Origin of the sequence: Streptomyces malaysiensis subsp. malaysiensis (assembly GCF_040653035.1) — a bacterium.
GTDB classification, from domain to species: domain Bacteria; phylum Actinomycetota; class Actinomycetes; order Streptomycetales; family Streptomycetaceae; genus Streptomyces; species Streptomyces malaysiensis.
Genome location: NZ_JBEZNG010000016.1, coordinates 88,602 through 112,485, shown reverse-complemented (window position 1 = coordinate 112,485; position 23,884 = coordinate 88,602). Strand labels below are relative to the sequence as shown.

The 23,884-nt window shown below is 70.9% G+C and carries 22 protein-coding genes and 2 tRNA genes; 21 read left to right on the top strand and 3 right to left on the bottom strand.

Features of this window, described 5'->3' with window-relative positions; translation table 11 throughout:
* The first annotated feature begins 46 nt into the window (after nucleotides 1-46).
* The 5 genes from AB0E24_RS28330 to AB0E24_RS28310 all read left to right on the top strand — a co-directional run bounded on the left by AB0E24_RS28330 (nucleotide 47) and on the right by AB0E24_RS28310 (nucleotide 1,891).
* Nucleotides 47-118 (top strand) — tRNA-Val (locus AB0E24_RS28330).
* Between the two features lie 224 nt (nucleotides 119-342).
* On the top strand, nucleotides 343-720 hold the full coding sequence (locus AB0E24_RS28325) for an exo-rhamnogalacturonan lyase family protein (RefSeq protein ID WP_430541460.1): 378 nt from the start codon (nucleotides 343-345) through the stop codon (nucleotides 718-720).
* A gap of 33 nt (nucleotides 721-753) precedes the next feature.
* Nucleotides 754-1,251: an SRPBCC family protein gene (locus tag AB0E24_RS28320; RefSeq protein ID WP_359381147.1), complete on the top strand. Its 498-nt coding sequence runs from the start codon at nucleotides 754-756 to the stop codon at nucleotides 1,249-1,251.
* A 67-nt stretch (nucleotides 1,252-1,318) separates the two neighbouring features.
* Nucleotides 1,319-1,393: transfer RNA gene (locus AB0E24_RS28315), tRNA-Val, on the top strand.
* Between the two features lie 126 nt (nucleotides 1,394-1,519).
* Nucleotides 1,520-1,891, top strand: coding sequence for a VOC family protein (locus tag AB0E24_RS28310; RefSeq protein ID WP_069869748.1), 372 nt, complete (start codon nucleotides 1,520-1,522; stop codon nucleotides 1,889-1,891).
* Nucleotides 1,892-2,096: 205 nt separating this feature from the next.
* On the opposite strand, the gene AB0E24_RS28305 is transcribed toward AB0E24_RS28310, so the two are convergent.
* A complete protein-coding gene (locus tag AB0E24_RS28305) occupies nucleotides 2,097-2,822 on the bottom strand; it encodes a 3'-5' exonuclease (protein ID WP_069869749.1) in 726 nt (241 codons plus the stop codon).
* Nucleotides 2,823-2,983: 161 nt separating this feature from the next.
* Between AB0E24_RS28305 and AB0E24_RS28300 the strand changes: the two genes are divergently transcribed.
* From AB0E24_RS28300 to AB0E24_RS28285, 4 genes are all read left to right on the top strand, one after another.
* Nucleotides 2,984-3,562 (top strand): DUF4365 domain-containing protein, encoded by a 579-nt coding sequence (locus AB0E24_RS28300; protein WP_435865331.1) that lies wholly within the window; start codon nucleotides 2,984-2,986, stop codon nucleotides 3,560-3,562.
* Nucleotides 3,562-4,767: a hypothetical protein gene (locus AB0E24_RS28295; protein WP_206333725.1), complete on the top strand. Its 1,206-nt coding sequence runs from the start codon at nucleotides 3,562-3,564 to the stop codon at nucleotides 4,765-4,767. The genes AB0E24_RS28300 and AB0E24_RS28295 overlap by 1 nt, the downstream gene beginning before the upstream one ends.
* 151 nt (nucleotides 4,768-4,918) lie before the next feature.
* Nucleotides 4,919-6,898 (top strand): threonine--tRNA ligase, encoded by a 1,980-nt coding sequence (gene thrS, locus AB0E24_RS28290; protein WP_174883265.1) that lies wholly within the window; start codon nucleotides 4,919-4,921, stop codon nucleotides 6,896-6,898.
* Nucleotides 6,899-6,990: 92 nt separating this feature from the next.
* Nucleotides 6,991-7,557, top strand: coding sequence for an HIT family protein (locus AB0E24_RS28285; protein WP_069869752.1), 567 nt, complete (start codon nucleotides 6,991-6,993; stop codon nucleotides 7,555-7,557).
* 78 nt (nucleotides 7,558-7,635) lie between these two features.
* Here AB0E24_RS28285 and AB0E24_RS28280 read toward each other — a convergent pair whose 3' ends face one another.
* Both AB0E24_RS28280 and AB0E24_RS28275 read right to left on the bottom strand, forming a co-directional pair.
* Nucleotides 7,636-9,288, bottom strand: a complete 1,653-nt coding sequence (locus AB0E24_RS28280) for an AbeC-like domain-containing protein (RefSeq protein WP_176742966.1) — start codon at nucleotides 9,286-9,288, stop codon at nucleotides 7,636-7,638.
* A gap of 358 nt (nucleotides 9,289-9,646) precedes the next feature.
* The gene (locus tag AB0E24_RS28275) at nucleotides 9,647-11,854 is read right to left on the bottom strand and encodes an elongation factor G-like protein EF-G2 (protein WP_069869754.1); all 2,208 of its coding nucleotides are present in this window, start codon (nucleotides 11,852-11,854) and stop codon (nucleotides 9,647-9,649) included.
* A 206-nt stretch (nucleotides 11,855-12,060) separates the two neighbouring features.
* Between AB0E24_RS28275 and pgsA the strand changes: the two genes are divergently transcribed.
* The 12 genes from pgsA to secD all read left to right on the top strand — a co-directional run bounded on the left by pgsA (nucleotide 12,061) and on the right by secD (nucleotide 23,883).
* Nucleotides 12,061-12,729, top strand: a complete 669-nt coding sequence (pgsA, locus tag AB0E24_RS28270) for a phosphatidylinositol phosphate synthase (RefSeq protein ID WP_069869755.1) — start codon at nucleotides 12,061-12,063, stop codon at nucleotides 12,727-12,729.
* Entirely contained in the window at nucleotides 12,726-13,733 is a 1,008-nt protein-coding gene (locus AB0E24_RS28265; protein ID WP_351371948.1) for a phosphatidylinositol mannoside acyltransferase, read from the top strand. The genes pgsA and AB0E24_RS28265 overlap by 4 nt, the downstream gene beginning before the upstream one ends.
* On the top strand, nucleotides 13,730-14,890 hold the full coding sequence (locus tag AB0E24_RS28260; protein ID WP_069869757.1) for a glycosyltransferase family 4 protein: 1,161 nt from the start codon (nucleotides 13,730-13,732) through the stop codon (nucleotides 14,888-14,890). The genes AB0E24_RS28265 and AB0E24_RS28260 overlap by 4 nt, the downstream gene beginning before the upstream one ends.
* A gap of 218 nt (nucleotides 14,891-15,108) precedes the next feature.
* Nucleotides 15,109-15,669, top strand: coding sequence for a hypothetical protein (locus tag AB0E24_RS28255; RefSeq protein WP_069869758.1), 561 nt, complete (start codon nucleotides 15,109-15,111; stop codon nucleotides 15,667-15,669).
* Nucleotides 15,670-15,967: 298 nt separating this feature from the next.
* Nucleotides 15,968-16,888, top strand: coding sequence for a pyridoxal 5'-phosphate synthase lyase subunit PdxS (gene pdxS / locus AB0E24_RS28250; RefSeq protein WP_079153527.1), 921 nt, complete (start codon nucleotides 15,968-15,970; stop codon nucleotides 16,886-16,888).
* Between the two features lie 99 nt (nucleotides 16,889-16,987).
* Nucleotides 16,988-17,608 carry a pyridoxal 5'-phosphate synthase glutaminase subunit PdxT gene (pdxT, locus tag AB0E24_RS28245; RefSeq protein ID WP_232636753.1) on the top strand — a complete coding sequence of 207 codons (621 nt, stop codon included), beginning with the start codon at nucleotides 16,988-16,990 and terminating at the stop codon, nucleotides 17,606-17,608.
* Nucleotides 17,609-17,745: 137 nt separating this feature from the next.
* The gene (locus tag AB0E24_RS28240; RefSeq protein WP_069869759.1) at nucleotides 17,746-18,498 is read left to right on the top strand and encodes a YebC/PmpR family DNA-binding transcriptional regulator; all 753 of its coding nucleotides are present in this window, start codon (nucleotides 17,746-17,748) and stop codon (nucleotides 18,496-18,498) included.
* 147 nt (nucleotides 18,499-18,645) lie between these two features.
* Nucleotides 18,646-19,269 (top strand): crossover junction endodeoxyribonuclease RuvC, encoded by a 624-nt coding sequence (gene ruvC, locus AB0E24_RS28235; protein ID WP_147965158.1) that lies wholly within the window; start codon nucleotides 18,646-18,648, stop codon nucleotides 19,267-19,269.
* Nucleotides 19,266-19,886 carry a Holliday junction branch migration protein RuvA gene (gene ruvA, locus AB0E24_RS28230; protein ID WP_359381131.1) on the top strand — a complete coding sequence of 207 codons (621 nt, stop codon included), beginning with the start codon at nucleotides 19,266-19,268 and terminating at the stop codon, nucleotides 19,884-19,886. The genes ruvC and ruvA overlap by 4 nt, the downstream gene beginning before the upstream one ends.
* Nucleotides 19,887-19,953: 67 nt before the next feature.
* The gene (gene ruvB / locus AB0E24_RS28225) at nucleotides 19,954-21,042 is read left to right on the top strand and encodes a Holliday junction branch migration DNA helicase RuvB (protein ID WP_069869762.1); all 1,089 of its coding nucleotides are present in this window, start codon (nucleotides 19,954-19,956) and stop codon (nucleotides 21,040-21,042) included.
* Nucleotides 21,043-21,335: 293 nt separating this feature from the next.
* Nucleotides 21,336-21,941, top strand: a complete 606-nt coding sequence (gene yajC, locus AB0E24_RS28220) for a preprotein translocase subunit YajC (protein ID WP_359381127.1) — start codon at nucleotides 21,336-21,338, stop codon at nucleotides 21,939-21,941.
* A gap of 151 nt (nucleotides 21,942-22,092) precedes the next feature.
* On the top strand, nucleotides 22,093-23,883 hold the full coding sequence (gene secD, locus AB0E24_RS28215) for a protein translocase subunit SecD (protein ID WP_359381124.1): 1,791 nt from the start codon (nucleotides 22,093-22,095) through the stop codon (nucleotides 23,881-23,883).
* Nucleotide 23,884: the final 1 nt, after the last annotated feature.

The window sequence follows — 23,884 nt, the reverse complement described above, 5'->3', positions numbered from 1 at the left end:
TGGTCATGGGCACGGTTCGGCATGCGCTAATGTTGAGCGTGCGCCGGGGCGATTAGCTCAGCGGGAGAGCGCTTCGTTCACACCGAAGAGGTCACTGGTTCGATCCCAGTATCGCCCACCCTGGACCGAGGGCCCGGAAGGCATCCGCCTTCCGGGCCCTCGGCGTTGTCGCATGCCCGAAGGTGTCCGTCGATGGGTGGCCGACGGCACCGCCCCAAGCGCTTTCGTTGAAGCGCTTCACCTCGTTCTGTGGCCGGTCCTGTCCGAATCGTTGACGGGCACGGCGTTGGTCCCTCCGCCACCCACGGTCACTTATGTCATGCACCTGCCCCTGCATGAAAGGTGAAGCGGACATGCCCCCGACCCCCCGACGCAACCTCCTCAAGGCCGCCGCCGTGGCCCGACGGCTCGCTCAAATGGGCCGCGCACGCCGCCGCCGTGTGCACCCCGCCCCAACTGGCCGCCGGACCCGCCGATTTGGCCCGCGCCGAGCTCTTCGGTGGCCTCTTCGCCCCCGTCGACCGCTCCACCCCCGCCGAGGCGAGGATCGAGGACCGTCTTGACCTCCCCTTCGACTGCCACAAGTGCCAGGTCGAGCAGCGCCGTTGGTACGGTTGCGCGCCTTCGCCGCACGCCCTGTCCATCGGCTTCGGCACCGACTGGAGCGGCCTCGCCGCGATCCGGAACATGGCGCTCGTCGGCGACAAGCCGCCGGGGTAGCCACGCCGTCGCGGTCCGATGACACTTGAGGGCATGGACTGGTGCCATTACCGCTTCCGCAGTCGATGGGACCTCGACGCGCCACCCGCCGCCGTCTTCGCGGTGCTGGCGGACGGCGCCGACTATCCGCGGTGGTGGCGCCAGGTCCGTGAGGTCCGGCAGATCGACGAGCGCAGCGGTGCCGCCCGCTTCCGCTCCCTCGTCCCGTACGACCTGTGGGTGATCGTCAGCGAGGCCCGCCAGGACCCGGCGGACGGTGTGCTGGAGATCGGCTTCTCGGGAGATCTGGAGGGATGGGCGCGCTGGACGGTGCTGCCCCATGGGAACGGCACCCGCGCGCTCTTCGAACAGGAGGTGGTGGCGCGCAAGCCCCTGCTGCGCCGTCTCGCGCTCCCCGGCCGTCCCGTCTTCCGGGCCAACCACGCCCTGATGATGCGCTCGGGGCTGCGGGGGCTGCGGGCGCGTCTCGCCACGAAGTCCGCCCGGCCGTCCGGCCCCGCCTCCCCGCCCTCCGGCGGGAATGCGGTTTGAACCAAACCCGCCGCGACCTGTATTGTTCAGGTCGTTCCGCCGGGGGGAGACCCCGAAGAGGACACCCGGGCGATTAGCTCAGTGGGAGAGCGCTTCGTTCACACCGAAGAGGTCACTGGTTCGAACCCAGTATCGCCCACCACCCCATGAGGCCGGGCCGCCAGCAGGCGGCCCGGCCTCATGTCTGTGCGCCGGTCGGTGTGCGTGTACGGCCAGGAGTTGGGTATCCGGATAAAACTTCCGTGGGTGACGATATGGAGGGGAACTCATGGCCGTAGCGACCGCAGCCGTCCTGGCCCTGGACTGCGCCGACCCCGAGGAACTCGCCGAGTTCTACGCCCGGGTGCTCGGCGCGGAGATCCAGCCGATGACCACCCCCGACCGCATCGAGATCGTCGCACCCGGCGGATCGCGCATGGCCTTCCTGCGGGACCATGGCTTCGCCCCGCCGAGCTGGCCACGGCCGGACGACTCCCAACAGGCCCATCTGGACCTGCTGGTGGACGATGTCGACGCCGCGGAGCGCCAGGTGGTCGACCTGGGCGCCCGACCGCTGGACACCAAGCACAACGGTGGTCTGCGCGACACCCGGATCTACTCCGACCCGGCGGGCCACCCCTTCGCACTCCGCCGGACCTGAGCGCCGGGCCACCGGGCCCGTGGCCGGGCCGGCGAGCCCGTGGCCGGGCCGCCGGACCTGGGGTCGGGCCGCCCGACCTGGGCGTTCGGACCGCCGGGCCGGGCATGGGCGTTCGGACCAGGCGTCAGGCCGCCGGACCTGGGCGTTCAGACCGAAGGATCACGCGTAGGCGGTTGGACCGGGCGTCAGGCCGCCGGGCCCGGCGTCAGGCGGCGGCCGGCAGGTCGGGGCGCAGCGGCCAGGCCGGATCGCAGATCTCGTCCGAGCCGTTGAGCGCGAACCACGCCTGAAGCCCGCGGGCCTGCGCCGCGTACCAGACCGTCTGGCGGGCGTGCAGCTCGGCCGGGGTCAGCGTCTCGAGGCGTGAGGCGAACCGGCGCCCCACCGCCCGCACCACGTGCAGCGCGGCCGATGCGTCCGCCCCCGCGTCATGCGCGCCCGTCAGCTCCACTCCGTAGTGCTCACACAGATCGATCAGGGTGCGGCGGCCCTTGCGATAGCGGTCCAGGTGTTTGTCCAGCACGCGCGGATCCAGCACGCTCATCGAGCGCAGCGAAAGATAGCCCGCCAGGCTGGAGTTGCGATGTCGCTTCAACTCCCGGTCCAGCAGCGTCAGATCGAACGGCGCGTTCATGATCACCAGCGGGGTGCCCCGCGAGATCTGGTCCGCTATCGCCCGCGCCACCTCGTCCATCACCGGCGCCGGCCACCTGCCGTGCTGCTGGAGATGAGCGTCGGTCAGACCGTGTATCTCGGTGGCGGCCGGCGGCACCGGCACGCCCGGACTCACCAGCCAGCGCCGGACTTCGGGGAGACTTCCGGTCCCGCGCTGCACCACCAGGGCCGCCGATACGATCCGGTCATGCTCGACATCGACACCCGTGGTCTCCGTGTCAAAGGCGGCGAGCGGCCCTTCGAACCAGGACGGCATGGCCTCAACTCCTCGTGCGCTTCCCGTCGATGACATCTGTGTCCCGCCCCGACCAGGTGATACCCGGAGGGGGGACCTCGAACCGCCGCTGTTTGCCGAGGTCCTGACGCGGAGACAACACAGGTGTACGAAGCCGGCGACGACCGGAAGGCGTCACGGACATGACGCTCGCGAAACCCGACCCGGCCCCGGCGGCGACCGGCCTCGCCCTGAGCGGACCACCCCCCGTGCGTGGCCAGATCGCCACCACCGCTTGTATGGAGACCCTCCAGGTGGGCTATCTGCACGCGGTGGCCGCCGCCGCGGGCTGCTCACTGGCCCAGCCCTTTCCCGACCACGGCATCGACTGGCATGTCAGCCACAGCGCGCCCGGCCACGCCGTGGACGACGAGGTCACCATCAAGGTGCAGCTCAAGGCCACGTACCAGATCGCACCGGCGCCTCCGGGGCCGACCTTCGCCTTCACGCTCGACAACAACCACCTGGTCAAGCTGGCCCGCAGCCCGGTCTCCGTACACAAGATCCTCGTGGTGATGATCGTGCCGCGCGGCCAGGAGGACTGGCTGCGCGCCGGGCATGACCGCCTGTCCCTGCGCCACTGCTGCTACTGGATCAATCTGGCCGGCCACCCGATCACGGGCCGCCGCCGGACCACTGTGCGGATCCCGACCTCGCGGATCTTCGACGACCGTGCGCTCTGCGAGATCATGACCCGGGTCGGGGCGGGAGGGAGACCGTGATGGACCGACCATGGCCCCAGGACGACGCGGCGCCACCAGCGTCGGTCCCGCACCTCGACGAGGTCGATCCGGCCGTCCTCGGCGCCCTGCTCGCCCGGCACGGCTGGCGCCGCCGCGGCGGCGCACCGGGGCGCTACGCCCGCTGGACCCCGCCCGGCCGGCTCGCGGGCGGCACCAGCCTGCTGGTGCCCGAGAGCCGGGACTTCCCCGACAGCGCCGATCTGCTCGGCGAGGCGCTGATCGCGCTCAGCCGCAGCGCCGCCCCCTCCGCCCGTGAGGTGCTCGCCGGCCTCACCGTGCCCAGCGATGAGATCCGCTGGCGGCGCGAGGTGCCCGAATCCCGCGGTGGCACCTCCGCCTGGACCGCGCAGGAGCGGCTGCGCGCCGCCGCCCGCGACACCCTGGTGGCCGCCGCGCTCGCCGCGCGGGGCCGGGCGGGCTACTACGGCGCCCGGCACCGCCGCGCGGCCGAGGCGTCCCTGGAGCGGGTGCTGACCGGGCCCCCGGGCGCCGAGTCCGGCGGCCGTGAGCTGACCGTCTTCATGCCGGTCGAGGAGGACGGCCGCGCCACCGCGGTCACCCTGCTGCGCGCGCTGTACGCCCTCCGCGACGCCGCCGACTACCACCGGACGACCGGCGGCATGGAGGCGTATGACGCCGCGGTCGCGGCCGGGGTCTGCCGTGAGCTGACCGAGGCCGTGATCGCGCTGGTCCAGGGCACGGAGGGGGCGCGGGTGGCGCTGGAGTGGTCTCCGGGCGCCGGTCCGCCGCCGGGGTTCGCGGCCCGGCCCGATCCGGTGGAGTTCTCGCCCGGCGATCTCCCGGGCCTGCGGGAGGCGGGCGCCCGCTATGTCCGGGACGAGCCGTCCGTACCCGTGAGCGTCACCGGTGCGGTGGTGCGGCTGCGCCGTACCGGCCCCGGCGGCCCCGGCACGGTGCGGCTGCGGGTGCTCTCCGGGGCGGATGTCGCCCAGGTGCGGATCACCCTGGACGAGGAGGACTACCGGATCGCCGGCCATGCCCATCTGGTGGGGCTGCCGATCCGGGTGCGGGGGCGGCTGGAGAGCCGCGGCGGCTTCCGGCGGCTCAGCGGAGCCACCGGCGTCACCCCGGTCGAGGTGGACGAGGCCGAGCGGGACCGGCTGGTCAAATCGCTCCAGGAGAACCTGGACTTCTTCGAGGAGGCGTGCGGCGGCGGCCCCTGAGCCGACGACCCGGCCCTCGGGGCCGGTGGCGGTGGCCGCCCCGCGCGGTGACGGCGTCCACAACCGTTTCGCGGTCGCGCCCGTCGGCTCGGTACGATTCACGCTGCGCGGCATTCGCCGCGGTGAGCCATCCATCAGTCAGGAGAGACCGGTGTCAGACGTCCGTGTGATCATCCAACGCGATTCCGAGCGGGAAGAACGCGTGGTGGCCACGGGCACTACGACGGCGGACCTCTTCACCGGCGACCGTTCGATCGTCGCCGTGCGCGTGGGCGGACAGCTCAAGGACCTGGCGTACCAGCCGGCCGAGGGCGATGAGATCGAGCCGGTGGAGATCACCAGCCAGGACGGTCTGGACATCCTGCGCCACTCCACCGCGCATGTCATGGCCCAGGCGGTGCAGGAGCTGTTCCCGGAGGCGAAGCTGGGCATCGGCCCGCCGATCAAGGACGGCTTCTACTACGACTTCGACGTCGAGACCCCGTTCCACCCGGACGACCTCAAGCGCATCGAGAAGAAGATGCAGGAGATCCAGAAGCGGGGGCAGCGGTTCTCCCGCCGCGCGGTCACCGACGAGGCGGCACGCGAGGAGCTCTCCGCCGAGCCGTACAAGCTGGAGCTGATCGGGCTCAAGGGCTCGGCCGCCGACGCCGCCGAGGGTGCGTCCGCCGAGGTCGGCGCGGGTGAGCTGACCATCTACGACAACCTTGACGCCAAGACCGGCGAGCTGTGCTGGAAGGACCTGTGCCGCGGTCCGCACCTGCCCACCACGCGGTACATCCCGGCCTTCAAGTTGATGCGCAGCGCCGCCGCGTACTGGCGGGGCAGCGAGAAGAACCCCCAGCTCCAGCGGATCTACGGCACCGCCTGGCCGACCAAGGACGAGCTCAAGGCGTATCTGGACTTCCTCGCCGAGGCCGAGAAGCGCGACCACCGCAAGCTGGGCGCCGAGCTGGACCTGTTCTCCTTCCCCGACGAGCTGGGCTCCGGCCTCGCGGTGTTCCACCCCAAGGGCGGCGTGATCCGCAAGGAGATGGAGCAGTACTCGCGGAAGCGGCACGAGGAGGCGGGGTACGAGTTCGTCAACACCCCGCACATCACCAAGGCCAAGCTCTTCGAGACCTCCGGCCATCTGCCGCACTACATGGACGGCATGTTCCCGCCCATGGAGTTCGAGGGCCAGGACTACTACCTCAAGGCCATGAACTGCCCGATGCACAACCTGGTCTTCCGGGCGCGCGGGCGGTCCTACCGAGAGCTGCCCCTGAGGCTGTTCGAGTTCGGCACCGTCTACCGCTACGAGAAGTCCGGTGTCGTCCACGGCCTGACCCGGGCCCGGGGCTTCACTCAGGACGACTCGCACATCTACTGCACCAAGGAGCAGATGGCCGATGAGCTCGACAATCTGCTCACCTTCGTGCTGGACCTGCTCCGTGACTACGGTCTGAGCGACTTCTATCTGGAGCTATCCACCCGGGACGACTCCGACAAGTTCATGGGCAGCGACGACCAGTGGGAAGAGGCCACCGAGGAGCTGCGCAAGGCCGCCGAGAAGCAGGGCCTCGAGCTGGTCATGGACCCGGGTGGCGCGGCCTTCTATGGCCCCAAGATCTCGGTCCAGGCCCGGGACGCGATCGGCCGCACCTGGCAGATGTCGACCATCCAGGTCGACTTCAACCAGCCGGCCCGGTTCGAGCTGGAGTACACCGCGGCGGACGGCTCCCGGCAGCAGCCCGTCATGATCCACCGGGCGCTCTTCGGCTCGATCGAGCGCTTCTTCGCGGTGCTGCTGGAGCACTACGCGGGTGCCTTCCCGGTGTGGCTCGCCCCGGTCCAGGCGGTGGGCATCCCGATCGGCGACACCCATGTGCCGTACCTGGAGGAGTTCGCCGCGCAGGCCAAGGCGAAGGGTCTGCGGATGGAGGTGGACTCGTCCTCGGACCGGATGCAGAAGAAGATCCGCAACGCCCAGAAGAGCAAGATCCCGTTCATGGTGATCGCCGGTGACGAGGATGTCGCGAACGGTGCGGTGAGCTTCCGCTATCGCGACGGCTCGCAGAAGAACGGCATCCCGATCGACGAGGCGCTGGCCGAGATCGCCGACGCCGTGGAGCGCCGGATCCAGGTCTGATCCACGCGGTCTCCACCGAGGCCGCGGGATTTCCGAGGGGTGGCCCTGACCAGGGCCACCCCTCGGCTCTTCCTCACCTCTTGCGGGCGAATATGCTGGCCCGCATGACGAGTGAGCCGGAACAGCAGATCGGAGTGGGGACGCCTGACGCGTTCCAGCGCCTGTGGACACCCCATCGGATGGCCTACATCCAGGGGGAGAACAAGCCGACCGGCCCGGGTGCGGGCGACGGCTGTCCGTTCTGCTCCATTCCGGAGAAGTCCGACGAGGACGGCTTGATCATCGCCCGTGGCGACTCCGTGTATGCCGTGCTCAATCTGTACCCGTACACCGGTGGCCACCTCATGGTCGTCCCGTTCCGGCATATCGCCGACTACACCGATCTCACCGCCGAGGAGACGATCGAGCTGGCGGAGTACACCAAGGCCGCCATGACCGCGCTCCGTACCGCCTCGGGCGCGCACGGTTTCAATATCGGCATGAACCAAGGGACCGTCGCCGGTGCCGGGATCGCGGCGCATCTGCATCAGCATGTGGTGCCGCGCTGGGGCGGGGACACCAACTTCATGCCCGTCATCGGCAGCACCAAGGTGCTGCCGCAACTCCTCGCCGACACCCGTCGGTTGCTCGCCGACGCCTGGCCCCGGCCGGGGGCCTGACCGACCGCCCCACGGGGAGGACGGACCCATGGGAGAGGGGCCGGGCCGCACGGCCCGGCCCCTCTCCCGTACCGCGGCTTACGCGTCGTACAGATCGGCCTTCCGCGGGGCCGCGTCCTGGACCTGGCCGCTGAGCGCCAGCGAGCGGTTGCCGAAGCGCTCGGTGTCCACGCCGTGGTGCTTGAGCACCCCGATGGCCGCCTCATGGACCACCCGCAGCACCGGAGTGGCGGCGCGCAGCGCGTCGTCCGCCATGAAGCGGTGCCGCCAGGGCTTGTCCGCCCAGGCGTGCCGCAGACCGAACGGCTCGGGCAGGACCAGCTTGCCGCCGAGGTGGTCGAGGATCGGCGGATACCAGGTGAAGGGGGCGCGCACGGCCAGCCGCACGACCTCCTTCGCGTTCACCAGCGGCAGCGGGATGGACTTGGTCTCCCAGAACCGGAAGGTCTTGGCGACCGTCTTGCTGGGCGCCGAGGGCTTGCTGGTGAACAGCGGGTGCACCGGCCCCAGCGCATGCCCGGTGACCTCGATCCGCATCGTCTTGTGCAGCAGGGTCACCGTGATCATCAGGGTGATCACCAACTGGCCGTCCCAGAGCACGAACTGCACACCCAGATAGTGCCGGTCACCGGCGCCGAACTGCTGCTGGTCGCAGATCCGCTGGAGCTCGACGCCCTTTATCTGGAAGCCCTCCTCCTCGGAGGTGCCGCCGCGCGACACCGCCCCTGCCTTCTCGCCGATCGGCGAGACCACCCAGTGGCGCACGGAGGGAGGGGGGAAGCCGCCGGTGTGCAGCGGGGTGCGCTCCAGCATGCGCAGCTGATCATGGATCGCCCGTATGACATCCCAGCTGCGGAAGGGGTCGATCTCCTTGTCGGGGTCGGCCGAGACCAGGTCCTCGGCCAGCTGCCAGCTGCCCCAGCGGGTGCCCATGCCCAATATGCCCTTGGGGCCGGCGTAGAAGACCACATTGCTGTACTGCTCGGCGGTGAGCTTGTGGAGCGCCTTGCGCAGCTCCTCGGCGGAGGTCTGGCCCGGGTGGTTGGGCACCGTCTCGGGGACCTTGGCGCCGACACCGCCGCCGGAGAGCAGCCCGCCCCAGGAGTCCCGGAGGTCCTTGGCGGTGCGCTCGCAGATCTGCTTGGCGATGTACCAGCCGATCACCGGGGCGACCACGACGCCCCGCAGATAGATCCCCCAGAAGCCGGTGAAGGGGAGCTTGATCAGGAAGATGAGGACCATCACGCCGAGCGCCACCAGCAGTGCCGTGCCGAGTGCCCCCATCCGCTTGTCCTGGGCCCCGGCGATCGAGCGACGCAGCTGGAAGGCGCCGAGCCAGAGCAGCACCCCGGGCAGGAACAGCAGCCCGAAGACCACCATGACGACGGTGAGCCGGGCGTCCCGGGTCTTGCGGATGCGGTTGGCGGCCAGACAGTGCTCGACCACCGTCTGCGGCTCCATACCGAAGGACTGGATCACCTGACCCCGGCCGCCGCCGAGCATTCTCGTCTGGACGGCGCGCGCGAACGCCTCGCCCAGATTCGGCTCGAAGAGCGAGATCTTCGGCGCCTTGACGGCCGAGACCGTCCACTCCGAATTGGCGTCCAGCAACTTTGCCACGGGGTCGTCGCGGTAGGCGGCCGAGGCGAGTGCCTGGGTCGCCGCCGTCTGTCCCGCCGCTCCCGACAGGGGAACCTGCGCCCCGGGACTGAAGTCGAATCCGTCCGTCACCAACGCCCCCAATACGGCACGCTCTTGCGCTGCGACCTCAGCGTATCCGGGGTGTGTACCACCTGTCGCCAGGGCGTGTGCGGCCTGTGGAAAACCCTCGTGCGGAAGACCGCCCCCGGACCCGCCTCCTGACCGCCCCCGGAACCGGCTCCGGACCGCCCTCGGACCCGCCTCCTGACCGGCTCCGGACCCCTCTCCGGACCCACCGGTGACCAGCGGACGGCGAAGGCCCGCCCGCCCCGGCGCGGTTGGGGCGGGCGGGCCGTGAATTACGCCACGGGCAGGCGGTGGAGTACGCCCCGGACGGGCCGCGAAATACGCCTCGGACGGGTGGAACACCCCACGGACGGGCCGTGAACTACGCCTCGGCGGCCACCTGTTCGCGCATGCGCTCGGCCTGCTGCTGGGGCATCGGCTCATGCCGGGCGTAGGAGCGGCTGAACCGTCCCGTGCCATGCGAAAGCGATCGCAGATCGATCGCGTACCGACCGATCTCGATCTCCGGCACATCTGCCTTGATCAAGGTCTGTCCGCCGCCCGACTGTTCGGTGCCGACGACCCGGCCGCGCCGTCCGGACAGATCGCTCATCACGGCGCCGACATAGTCGTCCGAGACCAGCACGCCCAGCTCCACCACCGGTTCCAGCAGGTCGATCCGGGCGTCGGCGGCCGCCTCGCGCAGCGCCAGCGCGCCCGCCGTCTGGAAGGCGGCGTCGGAGGAGTCCACCGAATGCGCCTTGCCGTCCAGCAGCGTGACCCGCACGTCGACCAGCGGGTATCCGGCGGCGACGCCGCGCGCCGCCTGGTAGCGCACGCCCTTCTCGACGGACGGGATGAACTGCCGGGGCACCGCGCCGCCGACGACCTTGTCCACGAACTCGATGCCCGAGCCCTCCGGCAGCGGCTCCACCTCGATCTCGCAGATCGCGTACTGGCCGTGGCCTCCGGACTGCTTGACGTGGCGGCCGCGCCCGGCCGACTTCCCCGCGAAGGTCTCGCGCAGCGAGACCTTGTACGGTACCGCGTCCACCTGGACGCCGTACCGGCTGCGCAGCCGCTCCAGCGCGACGTCCATATGCGCCTCGCCCAGGCACCACAGCACCACCTGATGGGTGTCCGGGTTCTGCTCCAGGCGCATCGTCGGGTCCTCGGCGACCAGCCGGGACAGGCCCAGCGACAGCTTGTCCTCGTCCGGTTTGCTGTGCGCCTGGATGGCCACGGGCAGCAGCGGATCGGGCATCTGCCAGGGCTCCATGAGGAGCGGCCGGTCCTTGGCCGAGAGGGTGTCCCCGGTCTCGGCGCGGGTCAGCTTGGCCACGCACGCCAGATCGCCCGCGATGGCCTGGGCGAGGGTGCGCTGCTGCTTGCCGAAGGGCGCGGACAGGGCGCCGACCCGCTCGTCCACGTCATGGTCCTCATGGCCGCGGTCCTCCAGACCGTGCCCGGAGACATGGACGGTCTCGTCGGGGCGGAGCGTGCCGGAGAAGACCCGCACCAGGGAGATCCGGCCGACATAGGGATCGGAGGAGGTCTTGACCACCTCGGCGGCCAGCGGACCGTTCGGATCGCAGCTCAGCGAGGGGCGTGAGGCGCCCTGCGGGGTGGTGACGTGGGGCGTCTCGCGCTCCAGCGGGGACGGGAAGCCGCCGGTGACCAGGTCCAGCAGTTCGATGGTGCCCAGGCCCTGCTTGGATCCCTCCGCGGCGGGTGCGGCCGCCAGCACGGGGTGGAAGGCGCCGCGGGCGACGGCCTTCTCCAGGTCCTCGATCAGCGTCTTGACGTCGATCTCCGCACCGCCGAGATAGCGGTCCATGAGGGTCTCGTCCTCGCTCTCGGAGATGATCCCCTCGATGAGCCGCGCGCGGGCCTCCTCGACCAGCGGCAGCTGGTCCTCCCGGGGCGGCGATTCGGCGCGCACCCCCGAGGAGTAGTCGAAGACGCGCTGGGTCAGGAGCCCGATGAGTCCGGTCACGGGGGCGTGCCCGTCCGGCCCCGGCTCGCCCCGCAGGGGCAGGTACAGCGGCAGTACGGCGTCGGGGTCGTCGCCGCCGAAGCTCTCCCGGCACAGCTCGGTCATCTCCTCGAAGCTGGCGCGGGCCGCTTCCAGATGTGTGATCACGATGGCACGCGGCATCCCGACCGCCGCGCACTCGTCCCAGATCATGCGGGTGGCCCCGGTGATGCCCAGGGCGTCCTGGGCGGCCGAGACAACGAAAAGGGCCGCGTCCGCCGCTCGCAGACCGGCCCTGAGTTCCCCGACGAAATCGGCGTATCCCGGGGTATCCAGGAGATTGATCTTCATCCCGCCCCATTCGACGGGGACCAGCGACAGCTGGACCGAACGCTGCTGTCGGTGTTCGATCTCGTCGTAGTCGGAGAGACAGCCGCCGTCCTCGACCCTGCCCGCCCGGTTGACCGCGCCCGTCGCCAGCGCGAGGGCCTCCACCAGCGTCGTCTTTCCGGTCCCACTGTGGCCGACCAGAACCACATTCCGCAGGGAGCTGGGCCGGTCGGCCGCCACTGCCCTTCCGGCGGCCCCTGGGTGCGTACTCGTCTTGTCGCCCATGTGTCTCGCCTCCCGGTCGACACCTTGCGATACTTCGAGCTTTCCACCGCTGTAACGGTGCGTCCATACGTCACACATGGGGCCGTAGCGCGCACGGGGTCGCGCAGCTGTCCGACAGGTGCACGGCGCCCCTCCGGGGCGTGGCTACGATGGGCGCGCCGGTGGTCTCTTGACCATCCGGCCCGTATCGACCCTTCGGGAAGGCCATGCTGAACAAGTACGCGCGTGCGTTCTTCACGCGTGTTCTCACACCGTTCGCCGCCCTGCTGATCCGTCTCGGGGTCAGCCCCGACGCGGTGACCCTCACCGGCACCGCCGGAGTGTGCGCGGGCGCACTGGTCTTCTATCCACGGGGGGAGTTCTTCTGGGGCACCGTCGTCATCACGCTGTTCGTCTTCTCCGATCTGGTCGACGGCAATATGGCGCGACAGCTGGGGCGCTCGAGCCGCTGGGGCGCGTTCCTGGACTCCACGCTGGACCGGGTGGCGGACGGCGCGATCTTCGGCGGCCTGACGTTGTGGTACGCGGGCCAGGGGGACGACAATGTGCTGTGTGCGGTGACGATCTTCTGCCTCGCCAGCGGCCAGGTGGTCTCGTACACCAAGGCGCGCGGCGAGAGCATCGGGCTGCCGGTGAACGTCAACGGGCTGGTGGAGCGTGCCGAGCGGCTGGTGATCTCGCTCGTGGCCTGCGGCTTCTCCGGTCTGCACAAGTTCGGCGTACCGCATATCGAGATCCTGCTCCCGATCGCGCTGTGGGTCGTGGCCGCCGGCAGTGCGGTGACCCTCGTCCAGCGGGTGGTGACCGTGCGCCGGGAGGCCGCCGAGGCGGACGCCGGGGAGCCGGCGGTGCCCCAGGGGGGCGATACGCGGTGAAGGACAGGCTGACCGACGCGCTGTACGGACTCGGCTGGAGCACGGTCAAGAAGCTCCCGGAGCCGGTCGCCGTGCGCCTCGGGCAGCGCATCGCCGATGAGACGTGGAAGCGGCGCGGCAAGGGCGTGCTGCGGCTGGAGGCCAATCTGGCGCGAGTGGTGCCGGATGCCCCGCCGAGTCGGCTGGCCGAGCTGTCGCGGGCGGGCATGCGCTCGTACCTGCGCTACTGGATGGAGTCCTTCCGGCTTCCGGCGTGGAGCCCGCGGCGCATACAGGACGGCTTCGACGTCAAGGACCTGCACTATCTGGTGGACGGCCTCGCCGAAGGCCGGGGCGTGGTCCTGGCACTGCCGCACATGGGCAACTACGACCTCGCCGGTGCCTGGGTGACCACCCATCTGGGGGTGCCCTTCACCACGGTCGCGGAGCGGCTGAAGCCCGAGTCGCTGTACGACCGGTTCGTGGCCTACCGCGAGGGGCTGGGCATGGAGGTGCTGCCGCACCAGGGCGGGAGCGCCTTCGGGACGCTCGCGCGGCGGCTGCGCTCGGGCGGTCTGGTGTGCCTGGTCGCCGACCGCGATCTGTCGGCCTCCGGTGTGGAGGTGTCGTTCTTCGGCGAGCGGGCGAAGATGCCCGCCGGGCCCGCCGCGCTCGCCCTCCAGACCGGCGCGCCGCTGCTGCCGGTGACCCTCTGGTACGACGAGTCCCCGGTGATGCGGGGGCGGGTGCACCCGCCGGTCGAGGTGCCCGCGGACGGGAACCGCGCGGAGCGGATCGCCGTCATGGCCCAGGAGACGGCCGACGCCTTCGCCGCCGGGATCGCCGAGCACCCGGAGGACTGGCACATGCTTCAGCGGCTGTGGCTGGCGGACCTGGACAGCGGTCCCGGAGCTTCCGGAAAGCCCGGCGATTCCCCAGATCCTGGCGGTCCCGGGAATTCCGGCGGCCCCGGAGATCCTGGCAGTCCCGGAAGCCCGGGACGTCCTGGAATGGAGAAGCCTTGAGGATCGGGATCGTCTGCCCGTACTCCTGGGACGTCCCAGGTGGCGTCCAGTTCCATATCCGAGATCTGGCCGACCATCTGATCCGGCGCGGCCACCAGGTCTCCGTGCTGGCCCCGGCGGACGACGAGACGCCGCTGCCCCCGTACGTGGTCTCCGCGGGGCGCGCCGTCCCGGTGCCGTACAACGGCTCGGTGGCCCGGCTGAACTTCGGTTTCCTGTCGGCCGCGCGGGTGCGCCGCTGGCTGCACGACGGCGCCTTCGACGTCATCCACATCCACGAGCCCACCTCGCCCTCGCTGGGGCTGCTGTCCTGCTGGGCGGCGCAGGGGCCGATCGTCGCGACGTTCCACACCTCCAATCCGCGCTCCCGGGCCATGATCGCGGCGTATCCGATCCTCCAGCCCGCCCTGGAGAAGATCAGCGCGCGCATCGCGGTCAGTGAATACGCGCGCCGGACGCTGGTGGAACACCTCGGCGGCGACGCGGTGGTCATCCCCAACGGCGTCGATGTGGGCTTCTTCGCCGATGCCGAGCCGAAGGAGGAGTGGCGGGGCGAGACGCTCGGCTTCATGGGCCGGATCGATGAGCCCCGTAAGGGGCTGCCGGTGCTGATGCGCGCCCTGCCGAAGATCTTCGAGGCTCGGCCGGGGGCGCGGCTGCTGGTCGCCGGGCGTGGCGACGAGAAGGAGGCCGTGGCCGATCTGCCGGCGCCGCTGCGGGAGCGCGTCGAGTTCCTGGGGATGGTCAGCGACGAGGACAAGGCGCGGCTGCTGCGCAGCGTCGACGTCTATGTCGCGCCCAATACGGGCGGCGAGAGCTTCGGGATCATCCTCGTCGAGGCGATGTCGGCGGGCGCCGCGGTCCTCGCCAGCGATCTGGACGCGTTCGCCCAGGTGCTGGACGGGGGAGCGGCGGGTGAGCTGTTCGCCAACGAGGACGCCGACGCGCTGGCGGCGGCCGCGGTACGGCTGCTGGGGGACGAGAAGCGGCTGGCCGAGCTGCGGGAGCGGGGCAGCCGGCACGTACGGCGGTTCGACTGGTCGACGGTGGGGGCGGACATCCTCGCGGTCTACGAGACGGTGACGGACGGGGCGGCGTCCGTGGCCGCCGACGACCGTACGGGGCTGTGGGCGCGTCTGGGGCTCGCCAGGGACTGAGCGCTCCGTCGTCAGCGCGCCGGGAGGCCGGCGCTCGTCCGCGGCGCCGTCGTGGCCGAGCGCGCCCAGGCGGCGGAGCCCCGCACATCGACACGGCCCCGCGCCCCTTCAGGGGGCTCTGAACGGCTGTACGGCGCCCCACACCGCCGCATCGAGCGTCCCCGGCGGAGAGTTCCACCCCGGACTTCCGCGGGCGGCAGACGGTAGCGTGGCGGGCCGTGAGCACCTCCTTGATCTGGATCGCGGTCGCGCTGGTCGTCATCGCCGTCTACCTGAGCTGGACCGCGGGACGACTCGACCGGCTGCACAGCCGTCTGGACGCGGCGCGCGCCGCACTCGACGCGCAGCTGCTGCGGCGTGCCTCCGTGGCCCAGGAGCTGGCCACCGCGGGGGTGCTCGACCCCGCCGCGTCGATCGTGCTGTATCAGGCCGCGCACGCCGCCCGGCAGTCCGAGGAGGAGCACCGCGAGGTCGCCGAGAGCGAGCTGAGCCAGGCGCTGCGGGCCGTCTTCCAGGACAGCGCGCAGGCCGCGGCGGTACGGGAGGCGCCGGGCGGCGAGGACGCGCTGGGGGAGCTCACGGAGGCGGTGCGGCGGGTGCCGATGGCCCGGCGGTTCCACAACGACGCGGTGCGCGCGGCGCGGGCGCTGCGCCGCCATCGCATGGTGCGCTGGTTCCGGCTGGCGGGCCATGCGCCGTTCCCGCTCGCCTTCGAGATGGACGACGAGCCCCCGGCGGCCCTGGGGCGGGTGCGGGGGACCGAGGAGGCCGAGCGCTGAAGAGGCACGCGAACAGGCGCGTTGGGCCGACATGGCGCGTGGTCCGGAAGAGGCCGGGCGCCGAACGAGCTCGTGGCTGACGGCGGGGCACACGGCGCCGTTCGCGCACTGAGGATTCACCGGCCGCTTCGAGCCACCGGCCTTCGATTGGCCCTTGTCGAGCCCGGCCCCGACCGGCTTTTGTCATCCGTGTAGCACACATGCTCATGACCTGGACCAGATGGCCGGGTCATGTATCGGTATCGAACGGCCCTACGATGGGCTCATCGCACTTTTCATTATTGAGTGAGGTCAAACCGTGTCCATCACGCCCGCCAGCACGTCCAACTCCGACGCCCCCGCGACCGGCACCGCCCGCGTCAAGCGCGGTATGGCCGAGCAGCTCAAGGGTGGCGTGATCATGGACGTCGTCACCCCCGAGCAGGCCAAGGTCGCCGAGGACGCCGGTGCCGTCGCGGTCATGGCCCTCGAGCGGGTGCCGGCCGACATCCGTAAGGACGGCGGTGTGGCCCGGATGTCCGACCCGGACATGATCGAGGGCATCATCAGCGCCGTCTCCATCCCGGTCATGGCCAAGTCGCGGATCGGCCACTTCGTCGAGGCGCAGGTCCTCCAGGCGCTCGGGGTCGACTACATCGACGAGTCCGAGGTGCTCACCCCGGCCGACGAGGTCAACCACAGCGACAAGTGGTCCTTCACCACCCCGTTCGTCTGTGGGGCCACCAACCTGGGCGAGGCGCTGCGCCGTATCGCCGAGGGTGCGGCGATGATCCGTTCCAAGGGCGAGGCCGGCACCGGCAACGTCGTCGAGGCGGTGCGCCACCTGCGTCAGATCAAGGGCGAGATCGCCCGGCTGCGCGGTCTGGACAACCATGAGCTCTACGCGGCCGCCAAGGAGATCCGCGCCCCGTACGAGCTGGTCGCCGAGATCGCGCAGACCGGCAAGCTGCCGGTCGTGCTGTTCTCCGCCGGTGGTGTCGCCACCCCGGCCGACGCCGCGCTGATGCGCCAGCTCGGCGCCGAGGGCGTGTTCGTCGGCTCCGGCATCTTCAAGTCGGGCGACCCGGCCAAGCGCGCCGCCGCGATCGTGAAGGCCACCACCTTCTACGACGACCCCAAGGTCATCGCGGACGCGTCCCGGAACCTCGGCGAGGCCATGGTCGGCATCAACTGCGACACCCTCCCCGAGTCCGAGCGCTACGCCAGCCGCGGCTGGTAGCCGGCGCTCGTACGGCGCACACGGCACCACACGGCACCACGCGCCCGGCGTACCGGCCCGGCGTGTGGTGCCCCTGACGTTCGAGAGGTCTTCGCTTCCGTGACTACGTCGTCCATACCGGCCGCGTCCTCCGCCGACGCCCCCGTGATCGGTGTGCTCGCCCTCCAGGGCGATGTCCGCGAGCATCTCGCCGCGCTCACCGCGGCCGGGGCCACGGCCCGGCAGGTCCGCCGTCCCGAGGAACTCGCCGAGGTCGCGGGCCTGGTGATCCCCGGGGGCGAGTCGACCACCATGTCCAAGCTGACGATCGTCTTCGGGCTGCTGGAGCCGCTGCGCGAGCGGGTCCGGGCCGGGATGCCGGTGTACGGTACCTGCGCGGGCATGATCATGCTCGCGGACAAGATCCTCGACGGCCGGGACGACCAGGAGACCATCGGCGGCATCGACATGATCGTGCGCCGTAACGCCTTCGGCCGTCAGAACGAGTCGTTCGAGGCCGAGGTCGACATCGACGGCATCGACGGCGGCCCGGTCGAGGGGGTCTTCATCCGCGCGCCGTGGGTCGAGTCCGTGGGCGGCGGGGCCGAGGTGCTCGCGACGTTCGACGGGCACACCGTCGCCGTCCGGCAGGGCAACGTCCTGGCGACCTCGTTCCACCCCGAGCTGACCGGCGACCATCGGGTGCACCAGCTCTTCGTAGAGATGGTGCTGCGCGCGTAGCGCTCGGTCGAGGGTGGTGGTGGGAGACGGGAGGGCGTGCTGCGCGCGTAGCGTTCGGTCCGCGCCGCGGGCTGAGCCTATCCCGGTAGGATCGCAGGCGTTCGTACAGCAATGGGTTACGCGAAGGAGACAGGCGGATGTCCGGCCACTCTAAATGGGCTACGACGAAGCACAAGAAGGCCGTGATCGATGCCAAGCGCGGCAAGCTCTTCGCGAAGCTGATCAAGAACGTCGAGGTTGCGGCCCGTATGGGCGGCGCCGACCCGGAGGGCAACCCGACGCTCTTCGACGCCATCCAGAAGGCGAAGAAGCAGTCGGTTCCGAACAAGAACATCGACAGCGCGGTCAAGCGCGGTGCCGGTCTCGAGGCCGGTGGCGCCGAGTACGAGACGATCATGTACGAGGGCTATGGCCCCAACGGCGTGGCCGTGCTCATCGAGTGTCTGACCGACAACCGCAACCGCGCGGCCTCCGACGTCCGCGTCGCGATGACGCGCAACGGCGGCTCGATGGCCGACCCGGGCTCCGTGTCGTACCTCTTCAACCGTAAGGGCGTCGTCATCGTCCCCAAGGGCGAACTCACCGAGGACGATGTGCTGGGCGCGGTCCTGGACGCGGGCGCCGAGGAGGTCAATGACCTCGGTGAGTCCTTCGAGGTCATCAGCGAGGCCACCGACCTGGTCGCGGTCCGCACCTCCCTCCAGGAGGCCGACATCGACTACGACTCGGCCGAGGCCAACTTCGTGCCCACGATGCAGGTCCAGCTCGAGGAAGACGCCGCGCGCAAGATCTTCAAGCTGATCGACGCCCTCGAGGACAGCGACGACGTGCAGAACGTCTTCGCCAACTTCGACGTCTCCGACGAGGTCATGGCCAAGGTGGACGCCTGACGGCGGATCGGCACGGCGGTCGACGAACGGGACGGGCCGGCGGGGCAGCACCCCACCGGCCCGTCGGCGTTGTCCGCCGGTGTTGTCGGCGGCAGCCGCTAGCCTGCAAGAACAGGTGACCGAAGCAGCGGTGAGGGGAGGGGCGCGGTGCGTGTGCTGGGCGTGGACCCGGGGCTGACCCGGTGCGGCGTCGGCGTGGTCGAGGGGGTCGCGGGCCGCCCGCTGCGGATGCTCGGCGTCGGGGTCATACGGAGCGGGGCGGATGTCGCGGTCGCCGAGCGGCTCGTCCTCATCGAGCGCGGCATCGAGGAGTGGCTGGACACTCACCGGCCCGAATTCGTGGCCGTGGAGCGGGTGTTCAGCCAGCACAACGTACGCACCGTCATGGGCACCGCCCAGGCCAGCGCCGTCGCGATGCTGTGCGCGGCCCGCCGTGGGCTCCCGGTCGCGCTGCACACCCCCAGCGAGGTCAAGGCGGCCGTCACCGGATCGGGGCGCGCCGACAAGGCGCAGGTCGGCTCGATGGTGACCCGGCTGCTGCGGCTGGACGCACCGCCCAAACCGGCCGACGCCGCCGACGCCCTGGCGCTCGCCATCTGCCATATCTGGCGGGCCCCCGCGACCAACCGCCTCCAGCAGGCCGTCGCCGCCCACCGCACCACGAATGCCGCCCGCACCACGGGTACCGCCCGCGCCACCAGTACCGCCCGCACCCCGGATACCTCTCGTCCCGCGGGCACCGCGCGCACCACGAAAGGCCGTAGCTCATGATCGCGTTCGTCTCCGGTCCGGTGGCGGCCGTCGCCCCGGACACCGCCGTGATCGAGGTCGGCGGGGTCGGAATGGCGGTCCAGTGCACCCCGGCCACCCTGTCCGGGCTGCGCGTCGGCCAGCCGGCCCGGCTGGCCACCTCCCTCGTCGTCCGTGAGGACTCGCTGACCCTCTACGGCTTCGCCGACGACGACGAGCGCCAGGTCTTCGAGCTGCTCCAGACCGCCAGCGGGGTCGGCCCCCGGCTGGCCCAGGCCATGCTGGCCGTGCACTCCCCGGACGCGCTGCGGCTCGCGGTGTCCACCGGGGACGAGAAGGCGCTCACCGCCGTCCCCGGTATCGGCAAGAAGGGGGCGCAGCGGCTGCTGTTGGAGCTCAAGGACCGGCTCGGCGAGCCGCTCGGCTCCATCGTGCCCGGCGCCCGCTCCGCGGCCGCCCCCGGCTGGAGCGACCAGCTGCACACCGCGCTGGTCGGCCTCGGCTACGCCACCCGGGAGGCCGACGAGGCGGTGGCCGCGGTCACCCCGCGGGCCGAGGAGACGGTGGCCGCGGGCGGCACGCCCCAGGTGGCTCAGCTGCTGCGGGCCGCCCTGCAAACCCTGAACCGCACCCGGTGAACCACCGCGGCCGCGGCAGGCCGCGACCGGCGGCACCCCTTCGGACGACATCGCGAGGCTGAACGCAGTGAACTGGGACGAGACCCCACCGGCCACCGCCGACGACGCCCCGCCCGGCACGGGCGGCAGGCTGGTGGGCGCCGACGCCGACGGCGACGACCAGGCGGTGGAGGCCGCGCTGCGCCCGAAGGACCTCGGCGAGTTCGTGGGGCAGGAGCGGGTGCGCGAGCAGCTGGACCTGGTGCTCAAGGCGGCCCGGCAGCGCGGTGGCACCGCCGACCATGTGCTGCTCTCCGGCGCGCCCGGACTGGGCAAGACCACCCTCTCCATGATCATTGCCGCCGAGATGGGCGCCCCGATCCGGATCACCTCCGGCCCCGCCATCCAGCACGCCGGCGATCTGGCCGCGATCCTCTCCTCGCTCGCCGAGGGCGAGGTGCTCTTCCTCGACGAGATCCACCGGATGTCCCGGCCCGCCGAGGAGATGCTCTACATGGCGATGGAGGACTTCCGCGTCGACGTCATCGTCGGCAAGGGGCCAGGGGCCACCGCCATTCCGCTGGAGCTGCCGCCGTTCACGCTGGTCGGCGCCACCACCCGGGCCGGGCTGCTGCCGCCCCCGCTGCGCGACCGCTTCGGCTTCACCGGCCATATGGAGTTCTACGCCCCGGCCGAGCTGGAGCGGGTCGTCCACCGCTCGGCCGGGCTGCTCGATGTGACCATCGGAGCCGAGGGCGCGTCCGAGATCGCGGGCCGCTCCCGCGGCACCCCCCGGATCGCCAACCGTCTGCTGCGCCGGGTGCGTGACTACGCCCAGGTCAAGGCGGACGGCGTGATCACCCGCGAGATCGCCGCCAGCGCCCTCGCCGTGTACGACGTGGACGAGCGCGGCCTTGACCGGTTGGACCGGGCGGTGCTCAGCGCCCTGCTCAAGCTGTTCGGCGGCGGCCCGGTGGGCCTGTCGACCCTGGCGGTCGCGGTGGGGGAGGAGCGTGAGACGGTCGAGGAAGTCGCCGAGCCCTTCCTGGTCCGGGAGGGGCTGCTGGCCCGTACGCCCCGGGGCCGGATCGGCACCCCGGCGGCCTGGGCCCATATGGGGCTCACCCCGCCGCCGCAGACCGCGGGCGGCGCCCAGGCGGGGCTCTTCGACACATGAGAGGGCATGCCGGGGACGCCGGCCGCATGCCCAGGGGATGACGGGGCAAGACGCACCATGAGGGGCATGCGGGGCCATCGCGGGCCATAAGCGCTCGCTTACCCTGCATCATGGCGTAGAGGACCAATAATGGCGGGGTCAGGAACCCCGGTACCGCGCCGGGCGTTGTTCCATTGGCGTGGGCTCGCTTAGACTCCGCCGATGCCGTCCGTATGCCGTCCGCTCACTGTGCGGTATACCCACCCCCGTAGACCAGGCCGCTCCCCGCGGTCGTGTGAAGGAATTTCCGTCCCGTGAATATCGTGACTCTCCTGCCGTTCATCGTGCTTATCGGGGCCATGTTCCTGATGACGCGTTCGGCCAAGAACAAGCAGCGCCAGGCCCAGCAGATGCGCAATGACATGCAGCCGGGCTCCGGCGTGCGGACCATCGGCGGCATGTATGCGACGGTCAAGGAGGTCCACGACGACACGGTCCTCCTCGAGGTGGCTCCCGGCGTACACGCGATCTACGCGAAGAACTCCGTGGGGGCCGTCCTGTCGGACGCCGAGTACAACCACATCGTGCACGGCATCGACCCCGACGACGAGGACGCCACCGACACCCCTGTCGTTCCCGACGACGCCTCCTCGCTGACCGAGTCCGTCGACGCCGACGGTGACTCCGCCGACAAGGCCGTCGAGCTCGAGAAGACCGACGCGCTCGAGAAGGCCGACACGGTCGAAAAGGCCGACGATGCGGCCGAGAAGACCGATGCGGTCGAGAAGACCGATGCGGTCGAGAAGGCCGACGAGGCGGACGAGGCGGACGTCAAGAAGATCGACCTCGGCAAGGACGACACCGTCGCGGCGGCCACCTCCGAGGACGACAAGCGGGACGGCGGCACCGACGCGAAGTAAGTCCGTCATCCGGGAACCGCGGCGCGCCCTCGATCGGTGCGCCGCGGTTCCCTGGACGGTCTAGGCTCCGGCGGGGGCTCGTCCCCACAAGACTTCGTGGCCGCCCCGCGCACCCCCGATGCGGGGCGGTTGGACAGGGAGATACGAGAAGGTGGCAGCACCGAAGAAAGGCCGCAGGTCCTCCGGGTCACAGGGCAGGCCCGGGCGCGCCTTGGCCGTCATCCTGATCGCCATCGTGGGACTGACCGGAGGCATGTTCGCCTCCGGTCACACCACGCCGCGACTGGGTATCGATCTCGCGGGCGGCACCAGCTTCACGCTGGAGGCCAAGAACCAACCGGGCAAGCCCAACGCGATCAACACGGACAATATGAACACCGCCGTGAGCATCATCGAGCGGCGGGTCAACGGTCTGGGTGTGTCCGAGGCCGAGGTCCAGACGCAGGGCGAGAAGCACATCATCGTGAACATCCCCAAGGGGACGAACGCGAAACAGGCCCGGCAGCAGGTCGGCACCACCGCCCAGCTCTACTTCCGGCCGGTGGCCACGACCACCAGCGGTCAGAAGACCCCCGACCCCAGCTCCACCCCCAACCCGTCCGCCAGCGGCAAGGGCAATGACAAGGGCGACGACAAGGGCGGCAAGCCGTCCGGCACGCCGTCGGCCTCGTCGTCGGCTCAGCCCTCCTCCGCCAGCCCCAGCACCCAGGGGCGGGCCCTCTCCGAGGGCCTGAAGGCCGACGAGACGCCCAGCGGGTCCCAGAGCCCCTCGCCGTCGAAGACCCCGAAGGCCGACCCGTCCAAGAAGCCCTCCGGCTCCGACAGCCAGGAGGAGCTGGCCAAGCAGTTCGCGAACCTGGACTGCACCACCACGGCGGGACGCGCCGCGGCGGCCGAGAAGGCGGCCAACGCCAAGCCGAGCGAGTCCGTGCTGGCGTGCAGCGAGAAGGGCGACGCCAAGTTCGTCCTCGGCCCCTCCGAGGTCGAGGGCACCGATGTGGACGACGCCTCGGCGGTCTTCGAGAGCCAGAACGGGGCGGGCTGGATCGTCCAGCTCGACTTCAACGGCAGGGGCTCCAAGAAGTTCGCCAAGACCACCGGTGAGCTCACCACCAAGCAGTCCCCGCAGAACCGCTTCGCGATCGTCCTGGACGGCGCGGTCGTCTCCGACCCCGAGGTCACCCAAGGCGCCATCACCGGCGGCCGGGCCACCATCTCCGGCGGCTTCACCCAGCAGAGCGCCGAGAACCTGGCCAACGTGCTGTCCTACGGTGCGCTGCCGCTGTCCTTCGACATCGCGGACGAGACCACCGTCTCCGCCGCGCTCGGCGGCGAGCAGCTGGACGCCGGTCTGATCGCCGGTGCCATCGGCCTCGCGCTCGTCGTGATCTACCTGGTGGTCTACTACCGCGGTCTGGCCCTCGTGGCCATGGCCAGCCTCGGGGTCTCCGCGATCCTGACGTACACGATCATGGTGCTGCTCGGCCCGGGTATCGGCTTCGCGCTGAACCTCCCGGCGGTCTGCGGCGCGATCGTGGCCATCGGTATCACCGCCGACTCGTTCATCGTCTACTTCGAACGGATCCGCGACGAGATCCGGGAGGGCCGCTCGCTGCGCCCCGCCGTCGAGCGCGGCTGGCCGCGGGCCCGGCGCACCATCCTGGTGTCCGACTTCGTGTCGTTCCTGGCCGCCGCGGTGCTCTACATCGTCACCGTCGGCAAGGTGCAGGGCTTCGCCTTCACCCTGGGGCTGACCACGCTGCTCGACGTCGCCGTGGTGTTCCTCTTCACCAAGCCGCTGATGACGATCCTCGCCCGCCGCCCGTTCTTCGGGAACGGCCACGCGTGGTCCGGGCTGGACCCCAAGCGCCTCGGGGTCGCGCCGCCGCTGCGCCGCCGCCGTCCCGCCGCCCCCGGCCCCGCCGACACGAAGGAGGCGTGAG

Excerpts from the sequence above, each read along its gene's own strand:
- AB0E24_RS28320 (WP_359381147.1), top strand. The coding sequence starts at position 754 with ATGGACTGGTGCCATTACCGCTTCCGCAGTCGATGGGACCTCGACGCG.
- AB0E24_RS28310 (WP_069869748.1), top strand. The coding sequence starts at position 1,520 with ATGGCCGTAGCGACCGCAGCCGTCCTGGCCCTGGACTGCGCCGACCCC.
- AB0E24_RS28305 (WP_069869749.1), bottom strand. The coding sequence starts at position 2,822 with ATGCCGTCCTGGTTCGAAGGGCCGCTCGCCGCCTTTGACACGGAGACC.
- AB0E24_RS28300 (WP_435865331.1), top strand. The coding sequence starts at position 2,984 with ATGACGCTCGCGAAACCCGACCCGGCCCCGGCGGCGACCGGCCTCGCC.
- AB0E24_RS28295 (WP_206333725.1), top strand. The coding sequence starts at position 3,562 with ATGGACCGACCATGGCCCCAGGACGACGCGGCGCCACCAGCGTCGGTC.
- AB0E24_RS28285 (WP_069869752.1), top strand. The coding sequence starts at position 6,991 with ATGCTGGCCCGCATGACGAGTGAGCCGGAACAGCAGATCGGAGTGGGG.
- AB0E24_RS28275 (WP_069869754.1), bottom strand. The coding sequence starts at position 11,854 with ATGGGCGACAAGACGAGTACGCACCCAGGGGCCGCCGGAAGGGCAGTG.
- pgsA (WP_069869755.1), top strand. The coding sequence starts at position 12,061 with ATGCTGAACAAGTACGCGCGTGCGTTCTTCACGCGTGTTCTCACACCG.
- AB0E24_RS28240 (WP_069869759.1), top strand. The coding sequence starts at position 17,746 with ATGTCCGGCCACTCTAAATGGGCTACGACGAAGCACAAGAAGGCCGTG.
- ruvA (WP_359381131.1), top strand. The coding sequence starts at position 19,266 with ATGATCGCGTTCGTCTCCGGTCCGGTGGCGGCCGTCGCCCCGGACACC.